The organism is Williamsia sp., from assembly GCF_016462415.1.
In the GTDB taxonomy this organism is placed as follows: Bacteria; Actinomycetota; Actinomycetes; order Mycobacteriales; family Mycobacteriaceae; genus Williamsia_A.
The window spans coordinates 1-9,153 of record NZ_JAEMTF010000072.1; the positions used below are offsets into that span (position 1 = coordinate 1).

Genomic DNA, 9,153 nt, shown 5'->3' on the forward strand with positions numbered 1-9,153 from the left:
TCCGGACCGATTGCCAGGCGACCTCGTCGGCCACCGGGACCTCGGCCGCCATCGGAGACACCACCGACGCGGCGAGTGCGACCGCGGGACGGAACGGCCTCTCGTTGGGAATCGGGCTCGACGGCGGCACGGCCACGTCCTCGGCGACCAACTACTCGGCGCCCGCCGCGATTGCCGTCGGCCCGCGCTCCTCGGCGACGTTGACCGGCATCAAGCCGGGCCTGGCGATCGGTATCGCGGGCCGCGGCGCGACGGTCACCCTCAACGGCAAGGACCCGGCCACCTGCTCGGGCGGACCGTCGTTCGCGGGTGACTTCCAGACCTTCAGCGGCTGCATCGACCTCGGCAACGGCCCGATCCTGCTCGGGAACCGCTGCCGCCGCGTCCCGATCCGGGGTGTTGACGGCCCAGAAAGCGGGGCGGCAAGCACCCGCAGTTCCTAGAGTTGATCGGATCGGTGTCGACCGATCCGATCAACTCGAAGGGACGCCATGTCGCTCCACACGGTTCTCGGTGCAACCGGCGCTCGGGGCGGAGCCGTCGTCACCGCACTGCTCGAGACAGGCCAGGCCGTACGGGCGGTCACCCGCCACGCAACCTCCGCACGAGCGCAGGCACTGTCGGCTGCAGGCGTCGAGGTGGTCGAGGCCGACCTCCTGGACCAAGCTGCCCTGCGCGCGGCGTTTGTCGGCACCGACACCGTCTTCGCGGTCACCACCCCGTTCGAGAGCGGCCCACAGGCCGAGATCGACCAGGGGATGTCCATCCTCGCCGCGGCCGGCGACGTGCCGCATCTGGTGTTCTCGTCGGTGTCGGACGCCGACCGCCGGACCGGCATCCCGCATTTCGAGAGCAAGGCCGTCGTCGAGGCGGCGCTGCGCGACTCCGGGCGCCCGCACACCGTCATCGGTCCCACGTACTTCTACGACAACATCGCCGGCAGCCTCGACGAGATCCGAACGACCGGCCGGCTCGAGCTCCCCATTCCGACGACCACACCCCTGCAGCAGCTCTCGCGTCGCGACCTCGGCCGGTTCGCCGCAGCGGTGCTGACCGATCCGTCGACGTTCGACGGTCGGCGTGTCGACATCGCCTCGGACAACCCGACCCCCGACGAGATGGCGGCAACACTCGGCGCGGCTCTGGGACGCGACGTCACCGCCGTCGCCACCGACCCGTCCGAACTCGGATCCGACGACATGCGTGCCATGTTCACCTACCTCGGCGACCACGGCTACTCAGCCGACATGGCCACCTTGCACGCCGCCCACCCCGGTATCGGATGGCAAACCTTCGGAGAATGGCTCGACGGCGTCATCAGCACGCGATGACCGCCACGACCGGGGGTGCCGCATGGGCTCCGTTGCGCAACACGGTCTACCGCAACCTCTTCCTGGCGCAGATGATCTCCAACATCGGCCTGTGGATGGAATCGGTGGGCGCCCAGTGGTTCCTGGTCGAACGCGGGAGCAGCCCGACCGTCATCGCACTCGTGCAGACCGCGAGCCTCGCGCCGACCATCCTGTTCTCGTTGCTCGCCGGTGTGCTCGCCGATCTCCTCGACCGCCGCCGCATGTTGATCGCCCTGTCCATCTACTCGGGAGTGGTGGGGGCGGTCATGGCCGTGCTCGCATGGACCGGCCTGCTCACCGCGTCGTGGCTGCTGGTGACGACCTTCCTGCTCGGCGCCGGGTCTGCGCTGACGTCGCCGGCGTGGCAGGCGATCCAACCCGAACTGGTGCCGCGCGAACAGATCCCGTCGGCATCGGCACTGGGGAGCGTCACCGTCAACGGCGCCCGCGCGGTGGGGCCGGCGCTGGCCGGAGTGGTGGTCGCGGCCGCGGGACCGGGCGCGGTGTTCGCGCTCAACGCGGTCAGCTATCTGGCGGTGGTGTGGGCACTGGCGATCTGGCGGCGCCCACCCGACACCCGCGTCATCGAGCGCGAGCGGATCGGGACGTCGCTCGTGGTCGGCGTCCGGTATGTGCTCGCCGCGCCGACGATCCGCCGACTGATGCTGCGCGCCGCCATGTTCGCGTTCCCGGCGTCGGCTCTGTGGGCCTTGCTACCGGTTGCGTCGTCGAGACATCTCGGGTTGGGGTCGGCCGGTTACGGCGGCATCCTCGGCGTACTCGGACTCGGCGCACTGCTCGGCGTGGTGCTGGTCCCCCGCCTCCGACGATCGGTGTCGGCGTCGATCGTGTTGGGTGGCGGCGCAGCTGTCTTCGGGATCGGAACCCTGGCCCTCGGATTCGCTCCACTGTGGTTGGCGATCCCCGCGTTGGTCGCCGCCGGCGCCGCGTGGATCGCCGCGCTCACCACCATCAACTCCGGGATCCAACTGTCGCTGCCTGCCTGGGTGCGGGCTCGTGCGATGGGCGCCTACCTCCTGGTCTTCATGGGTTCACAGGCCGTCGGGTCGTACGTGTGGGGTGCGGTCGCCACCGCGGTCGGTTACCGGACCGCACTGCTCGTGGCCGGGGTCGTACTCGGGGTGGTCGCGCTGAGCGTGCGTCACCTCCCGTTGCGAGACAGCACCGGCACGCTGGATCGCGAGGTGGCGATGACGTGGCCAGTGCCCACGCTCGTCTTCGAGCCCGCACCCGACGACGGACCGGTGTTGGTGACCGTGCGGTACCGCGTCCACCCGGACTCCCTCGACGACTTCACGCGGGCGATGGCGCGCGTGGCCCGCGGACGGCGCCGCACCGGTGGTAGTTGCTGGCGTCTGTACCGCAGCGGCGACGACCCCGAACTCGTCGTCGAACAGTTCGCCGTCGGGTCGTGGTCGGAGTACCGCCGTCAGCACACCGAACGGTGGACCGGCTACGACCACGAGTCGATCGTCGCGGCGGTGGCGCTGACAATCGGCGGCGAGACCGAGGAGAATCGGTTCTTCGCGCTGCACCCAGCACCTCGACCCACCTCGGAAAGGTGATGGTGAACCCCGTCTTCGTTCTCCACGACCACCGGAAACCGCGTCCGCACTTCGACCTGCGGCTCGAGCAGGACGGTGTCCTCCGGTCGTGGGCGGTACCGAAGGGCATGCCGACCGACGTCATGCACGACCGTCTCGCCGTGGCGGTCGGAGATCACGACATGGATCACGCCACCTACACCGATGAACACAAGAGCATTGCCGATCACGGGTGGTGGGACCTCATCGACAGCAGCGATCGACGGCTGGTGTTCGAGCTCCACGGCGAGCGGGACGTCGTTCGATATGCCCTGATCAACACCGGTCGCGACTGGCTTCTGCACCTCACGAAGGATCAGCCCGAGCACCCGTTCGTGAGCGAGTCCAGTCGCGCCTCGTCGCGCGACCCGGGTACCGCGGAGTAGACGATCGCACGGACGTCCGAGCCGGCCGGACGGAAGACGTCGCCGTCGAGCGTCATCTCCCCGACCAGGCGATGGTCGATCCTCTTTCGCGCTCCCCGGTAGACCGCGGGCCTCGCGGTACGCCATCGGTCGGAGAACTCCCGGCCCGTGGTGTGGAGGTCCCGGATGAGACCGTCGAGCTCGGCGTCGTCGGGGTGCGCCACCTGTGCAACGCGAAGGTCGCCTACCAGTGCGTCGCGGAACTGTTCGCGTTCGTCGCGGTCCACCCACATCGCCGAGGTGTCCTCGGTCATCTCGAACCACGCCTGATTGCGCGACCGACCGGGTAGGTCCATCGGGTCGCCCATCAACGCCGACCACGCCGGATTCCATCGGAGCAACCACCAGTCGGCGGCGTAGATCGCGACCGGCCATCGATCGGCACGCGTGAGCAGTCGTTCAGCGCCGTCGGGCACCGACCGATCCACGGCCGAGGTCGGTGCCGCCAGCCCGGCCGCGCGGTAGAGCAGGGCCGCGGCGGAGAGGTCGAGCCGCAGGGCACGTACCAGCGCCGCGACGACCGGCGCCGACGGGTTCGACGCGCGCCCCTGCTCGAGTTCGACAAGGTAGTCGACCGAGATCCCCGCCAGGGCAGCCAGTTCCTCACGACGGAGCCCCGGTGACCGACGGGGTCGCACCTCTGACGCCGATAAAACGGGCGCGCTGCGATCACGCCATCCGCGGAGCAACGAGGAGAACCCCGTGGGCAGGTCCTGGCGCCCCACTCCCCGCTGGTCAACCGACATCGCTCCAGTCTGCCCCGCCATCGGCGGGGAACGAAGGTGGTGATGGCAGTCCTACCGATGATCGGCATCTTCCCGGTGGTCCGCCGGCGCCATACCGTCGAGCGCATGAACGACATCATGCTGATCACCGGAGCGAACAAGGGAATCGGCCACGAGACGGCACGCCGGCTTCATCAGGCGGGGCACACGGTCGTTCTCGGCGCACGCAACCGGGAACTCGGCCGATCGGCGGCCGCGGCCCTCGGCGTCGAGTTCGTCCACCTCGACGTCACCGATCAGGACAGCGTCGACGCGGCGGTCGATCAGATCGGTTCCGAGCACGGCCGGCTCGACGTCCTGATCAACAACGCGGGCATCACCGGGACCTTCGCCCCACTCGAACGCGGGTCGATCGACGACGCGAGGCAGGTACTCGACACCAACCTTCTCGGTGTCATGCGGGTGACGAACGCGTTCGTCCCGTTGCTCGAGCGGTCGGACAACGCGCGGATCGTCAACGTCTCCTCCGGAGTCGGGTCCCTTCATGACACGGTCGAACACGACTATTCGGACTGGCACGTCGTGCCCCCGGTCTATGCGGTGTCCAAGACTGCTCTGAACATGCTCACGCTCAAGTACTCTCAAGCGCTCCTCACCATGCGGGTCAACGCAGCCGACCCCGGATACACCCGCACCGATCTCAATGCAGGCGCGGGCGCGCACGACGTCACCGAGGGAACCGATGAGATCGTGCGGCTCGCGACTGTTCCGGCCGACGGCCCCACCGGGACGGTCAGCAACCGCAGCGGAGTCCTTCGCTGGTGACGTCCGCGATCCGTACGCTGGAGTGATGGATCTGATCACATTCGATGCCCCCGGCGGAAACGTCGAAGCCCACGTCGCCACTCCCCCTTCGGGTTCAGGACCCGGCGTGCTGCTGTTCATGGATGCCATCGGCCTGCGGCCCGAGCTGATCACCATGGCGCAACGCATCGCATCCTGGGGATACGTGGTCCTCACGCCCAACCTGTTCTACCGCGACGGCACCGCCGAGGAACTGATGCCCAAGGGCGACCTGCGGCAGCCCGGCGAGCGCGAGAGCTTCTTCGCCGGCGTCGGCCCGCGCATGGGCAATCTCACGACGGACAAGTCGACGGCGGACACCGAGGTGTTCCATCAGACGCTGCTCGGGCTCGACGCCGTCGTCGGCGACCGTGTCGGGACCGTCGGTTACTGCATGGGTGCACGGTTGGTGACACGCTACGCGGGCAGCCATCCCGACCACGTCGTCGCGGCGGCCGGGTTCCACGGTGGCGGCCTCGTCACCGACCAGCCCGACAGCCCGCATCTGTCCGTCGCCACCGCGCGCGCCGAGTTCGTCTACGGCCACGCCGACAACGACGGTTCGATGCCGCCGGAGGCGGTGCAGACGCTGGGCGCCGCTCTGGATGCCGCAGGTCTGACCGCGACGAACGAGATCTATCCGGATGCGCCGCACGGCTACTCGATGGCCGACACCTCGATGTACCAGGAGGCCGGAGCCGAACGCAGCTTCGCCGAACTCGAGGCTCTGTTCGCCCGCACCCTGCGCTGAATCACGTCGCCGACGCCGAGATCAGCGTCGGCGCGCAGAGATCTCCATCGTCATCTCGAGCACGGTCCCGCCGTCCTCGACCAGACGCCCGGTCATCTCGACGCGGGCGCGGTCGGGGCGGTGCAGGTCGACGACGTCGACGATCATCGTGCCGGTCAGTGTCGTCCCCGGACGGACGGGGCGCAGTAAACGGACGTCACGCATGCCCCGACCGGCGATGGTCGCCCACCGGTCGAACACCGCGGGCACCGCGAGCCGCTGAAAGATGGCCATCGTGTGGATGCCGCTGGCGATGATGCCGCCGAAGAACCCGGCGGCGGCGATGTCGGGGTCGACGTGAAATCCCTGCGGATCCCACTGCCGCGCGAACTCGATGATCTCGGGCTCGGTGACGAGGCAGCTGCCCAGGTCCCATTCGGAACCGATCACCAGGTCCTCGGCGTACAGCAACTCTGACATCGTCTCCGGGTCCTCGATTCCACATCACCTCCGAGCGCGTCCGCGCTCCGAGTCATTGGTATCGGAAGACGCGGGAACCTCGGCGACCAGGGTGGCTCGCCTCCGTCAAAGCTGGGTGGTTACTGATCGTCTGGGTCAGGGGTCGACGCCGGCCCGGACGCATGCGTTCAGGCCATTTCTGGAATACAAACGGACCGGGGTCCGTTATGGCGATCATGAAGAACATCGGGTTCCTTTCGTTCGGGCACTGGACGCCGTCCCCGCAGTCGCAGACGCGGTCCGCGGCCGATGTGCTCACCCAGTCCATCGACCTTGCCGTCGCGGCCGAGGAGCTCGGCGCGGACGGTGCCTACTTCCGTGTGCACCACTTCGCGCGTCAACTCGCGTCCCCGTTCCCGCTACTCGCCGCGGTGGGCGCACGGACGTCCCGTATCGAGATCGGTACGGGTGTCATCGACATGCGGTACGAAAATCCGCTGTACATGGTCGAGGATGCGAGCGCGGCGGACCTGATCTCCGGGGGCAGGCTGCAACTCGGCATCAGCCGGGGGTCGCCCGAGCAGGTGATCGAGGGCTACAAGTATTTCGGCTACGCGCCCGCCGAGGGTGAGACCGACGCCGATATGGCACGTCGCCACACCGCGGTGTTCCTGCAGGCACTCGAGGGAGAGGGCTTCGCCCGCCCGAACCCGCGGCCGATGTTCCCCAATCCGCCGGGCCTGCTACGGTTGGAGCCGCACTCGGAGGGTCTGCGGGAGCGCATCTGGTGGGGTGCGGGCACCCGAGCGACGGCGGAGTGGACAGCGCGGCAGGGTATGAACCTGATGAGCTCGACGCTGTTGACCGAGGACACCGGTGTCCCGTTCCACGAGCTGCAAGCCGAGCAGATCCGCGTCTTCCGCAAGGAGTGGGAGAACGCCGGCCACGCGTTCACCCCGCGGGTGTCGGTGAGCCGCAGCATCTTCGCCATCACCGACGACCGCGACCGCGCATACTTCGGGCGCGGTGGCACGGAGGCGGACCAGGTCGGCCACATCGACGGCGGCATCGCACGGTTCGGGCGGTCATACGCCGACGAGCCCGACAAGCTCATCGAGCAGCTCGCGGAGGACTCGGCCATCGCCGAGGCCGACACGCTGTTGCTGACGGTCCCCAATCAGCTGGGCGTCGAGTACAACGCGCACGTCATCGAATCGATTCTGACCGAGGTCGCACCGGAGCTCGGCTGGCGCTGAGTGAGTTGCGCGCTCCACAGAGACGCGCTCTGACGCCTCAGCCGCGAGCCGCGTCCAGATGCGACTGCGACACGGCCTTGAGGTGCGTGAGGTCGGAGGCGACGGTCGCCAGCGTGTAGCCCTCGGCCAGTCGCTTGGCGGCCAGCTCACCGGATGCGGTGTGGATCCCCGCGGTGATGCCGGCGGCGGCCGCGGCCTCGCGGATCGTGGTCAACGCGGCCTCGAACTCGGCGTCGACGGCGGGGTCGTTGGAGTGCGCACCGCCGACGGCGATCCGCAGGTCCGACGGGCCGACGTAGATGCCGTCGAGTCCCTCGACCGCGCAGATCTCGGCGACGTTCGCCAACCCCTGTGGCGTCTCGATCATCGCCAGGACGATGGTCTCGCTGTTGGCCTCGGCCGGGACCGGCCCGATCCGCAACTGCGACCGCATGGGTCCGTACGACCGGACTCCGACCGGCGGGTACTTGGCCGACGCCACCGCGGCGGCGGCCTCCTCGGCCGAGTTGACCAGCGGGACGATCACTCCGGCGGCACCGGCGTCGAGCGCCCGACCGATCGGGGTGGGGTCGTTGCTCTCCACACGTACGAGTCCGACGGGACCCTCGGCGGCGTCGATAGCGGTGATGCCGGCGAGCATGCCGGAGTAGCCGATCAGGCCGTGCTGCAGGTCGAGTGCGATGTAGTCCCACCCGACGTGGGCGAGCCATTCGGTGGAGACGGGGCTGTCGATCACCGACCAGTAGCCGAGGATCCGGTCGCGGGCGCGGACACGGGCGGCAAAGTCGCGGGCCGCGGTTCTGCGGGTCATCTCGAGGAGCTCCTAGCGGTTGTAGTTCGGCATCGGACCCCGCAGCGCGGCACCGATCTCGTCGCACGCCGTGACGACGTCGGCGGGCAGCGGGCCTTTGGCCACGGTGGCGATGTTCGACTGCAGCTGTTCGACTTTCGACCCGCCCAGCAGCAGCGACGATGTCGCCGGCTTCGACACCAGCCAGCGTAGCGCCAGCTCGACGAGGGGGATCCCGGCGTTGCTCGCGACGCCGGTCAACGCGGTGATCGCCTCGAACAACTCGGCGTTCCAGTACCGCTCGCGGTACATCGCGGCGAGCCGGGAGTCGCCGAAACGACCTTCGTCGGGCGCCGCCTCGAACGTGTGTCGCCCGGTGAGCAGACCGCCGCCGAGCGGGTTGTAGACCATGGTGGCGAGCCCGGTGACCGAGGCGAACTCGGTGTACTCGTCCTCGATACGACGGGCGATGAGGTTGTACAGCTGCTGGGCGACAACCGGTCTGGGCGCACCGACCTCGTCGGCGACGTGGTTGAGCTCGCCGATCTGCCAGGCCGCGAAGTTGGAGACACCGAGTTCGACGATCTTGCCCTCGGCGACCAGTTCGGCGACGGTCGTCAGGGTCTCGTGCAGCGACGCCGCGCGGTCGGGCTGGTGCAGGTAGAACAGGTCGACGTGGTCGGTGTCGAGCCGACGCAGACTGGCCTCCAGGCTCGCGCGCAGACCCGCCGCCGACAGCGGGGAGTGCTCGCCCGCATCGGGATTGGGCATACCCGCCTTGGTCGCGAGGGTGACGTCGTCCCGGCGGGTGGCGAGGATGGACGCGAGCAACCGCTCGGACTCTCCCCCGGCGTAACCGTTGGCGGTGTCGATGTGTCGGATGCCTGCGTCGAGTGCGGCGTCGACCATCTTCGCCGAGGTGGCGGCGTCGGCGGTGTCGCCGAAGGTCATCGTCCCGAGGACGAGTCC

Annotated in this window: 11 protein-coding genes; 7 read left to right on the top strand and 4 right to left on the bottom strand. The window is 68.8% G+C overall.

The window, feature by feature from the left end; translation table 11 throughout:
• The 4 genes from JHC79_RS16240 to JHC79_RS16255 form a co-directional block, all read left to right on the top strand.
• Positions 1-443, top strand: a 443-nt coding sequence (locus JHC79_RS16240; RefSeq protein WP_296392654.1) for a DUF6764 family protein, incomplete at its 5' end; no start/stop codon positions are given.
• A 48-nt stretch (positions 444-491) separates the two neighbouring features.
• Entirely contained in the window at positions 492-1,331 is an 840-nt protein-coding gene (locus tag JHC79_RS16245; protein WP_296392656.1) for an NmrA/HSCARG family protein, read from the top strand.
• A complete protein-coding gene (locus JHC79_RS16250; RefSeq protein ID WP_296392658.1) occupies positions 1,328-2,938 on the top strand; it encodes an MFS transporter in 1,611 nt (536 codons plus the stop codon). Before JHC79_RS16245 ends, JHC79_RS16250 begins: the two co-directional genes overlap by 4 nt.
• Positions 2,938-3,342: a DNA polymerase ligase N-terminal domain-containing protein gene (locus tag JHC79_RS16255; protein ID WP_296392660.1), complete on the top strand. Its 405-nt coding sequence runs from the start codon at positions 2,938-2,940 to the stop codon at positions 3,340-3,342. Before JHC79_RS16250 ends, JHC79_RS16255 begins: the two co-directional genes overlap by 1 nt.
• Here JHC79_RS16255 and JHC79_RS16260 read toward each other — a convergent pair.
• Positions 3,273-4,127 (bottom strand): helix-turn-helix domain-containing protein, encoded by an 855-nt coding sequence (locus JHC79_RS16260; protein WP_296392663.1) that lies wholly within the window; start codon positions 4,125-4,127, stop codon positions 3,273-3,275. The two genes, JHC79_RS16255 and JHC79_RS16260, sit on opposite strands and share 70 nt — an antisense overlap.
• A 42-nt stretch (positions 4,128-4,169) precedes the next feature.
• Here JHC79_RS16260 and JHC79_RS16265 point away from each other — a divergent pair, with 42 nt between their 5' ends.
• Together JHC79_RS16265 and JHC79_RS16270 are read left to right on the top strand one after the other, a co-directional pair.
• Entirely contained in the window at positions 4,170-4,931 is a 762-nt protein-coding gene (locus JHC79_RS16265; protein WP_296392665.1) for an SDR family NAD(P)-dependent oxidoreductase, read from the top strand.
• Positions 4,932-4,956: 25 nt separating this feature from the next.
• Positions 4,957-5,700 (top strand): dienelactone hydrolase family protein, encoded by a 744-nt coding sequence (locus JHC79_RS16270; RefSeq protein WP_296392667.1) that lies wholly within the window; start codon positions 4,957-4,959, stop codon positions 5,698-5,700.
• 21 nt (positions 5,701-5,721) lie between these two features.
• Here the strand turns inward: JHC79_RS16270 and JHC79_RS16275 are convergent, their stop codons facing one another.
• Complete coding sequence (locus JHC79_RS16275) at positions 5,722-6,159, bottom strand: MaoC/PaaZ C-terminal domain-containing protein (protein ID WP_296392669.1); 438 nt, start codon at positions 6,157-6,159, stop codon at positions 5,722-5,724.
• 215 nt (positions 6,160-6,374) lie between these two features.
• On the opposite strand from JHC79_RS16275, the gene JHC79_RS16280 reads away from it, so the two are divergent.
• A complete protein-coding gene (locus JHC79_RS16280) occupies positions 6,375-7,394 on the top strand; it encodes an LLM class flavin-dependent oxidoreductase (RefSeq protein ID WP_296392704.1) in 1,020 nt (339 codons plus the stop codon).
• Between the two features lie 37 nt (positions 7,395-7,431).
• On the opposite strand, the gene JHC79_RS16285 is transcribed toward JHC79_RS16280, so the two are convergent.
• The gene (locus JHC79_RS16285; RefSeq protein WP_296392672.1) at positions 7,432-8,205 is read right to left on the bottom strand and encodes an aldolase/citrate lyase family protein; all 774 of its coding nucleotides are present in this window, start codon (positions 8,203-8,205) and stop codon (positions 7,432-7,434) included.
• A gap of 12 nt (positions 8,206-8,217) precedes the next feature.
• The coding region (locus JHC79_RS16290) for an aldo/keto reductase (RefSeq protein ID WP_296392674.1) at positions 8,218-9,153 on the bottom strand (936 nt) is incomplete at its 5' end.

Bases quoted from the DNA above. Each gene is read 5' to 3' on its own strand.
- JHC79_RS16270 (WP_296392667.1), top strand. From the start codon at position 4,957: ATGGATCTGATCACATTCGATGCCCCCGGCGGAAACGTCGAAGCCCAC.
- JHC79_RS16250 (WP_296392658.1), top strand. From the start codon at position 1,328: ATGACCGCCACGACCGGGGGTGCCGCATGGGCTCCGTTGCGCAACACG.
- JHC79_RS16275 (WP_296392669.1), bottom strand. From the start codon at position 6,159: ATGTCAGAGTTGCTGTACGCCGAGGACCTGGTGATCGGTTCCGAATGG.
- JHC79_RS16265 (WP_296392665.1), top strand. From the start codon at position 4,170: ATGGCAGTCCTACCGATGATCGGCATCTTCCCGGTGGTCCGCCGGCGC.
- JHC79_RS16255 (WP_296392660.1), top strand. From the start codon at position 2,938: ATGGTGAACCCCGTCTTCGTTCTCCACGACCACCGGAAACCGCGTCCG.
- JHC79_RS16280 (WP_296392704.1), top strand. From the start codon at position 6,375: ATGAAGAACATCGGGTTCCTTTCGTTCGGGCACTGGACGCCGTCCCCG.
- JHC79_RS16285 (WP_296392672.1), bottom strand. From the start codon at position 8,205: ATGACCCGCAGAACCGCGGCCCGCGACTTTGCCGCCCGTGTCCGCGCC.
- JHC79_RS16260 (WP_296392663.1), bottom strand. From the start codon at position 4,127: ATGTCGGTTGACCAGCGGGGAGTGGGGCGCCAGGACCTGCCCACGGGG.
- JHC79_RS16245 (WP_296392656.1), top strand. From the start codon at position 492: ATGTCGCTCCACACGGTTCTCGGTGCAACCGGCGCTCGGGGCGGAGCC.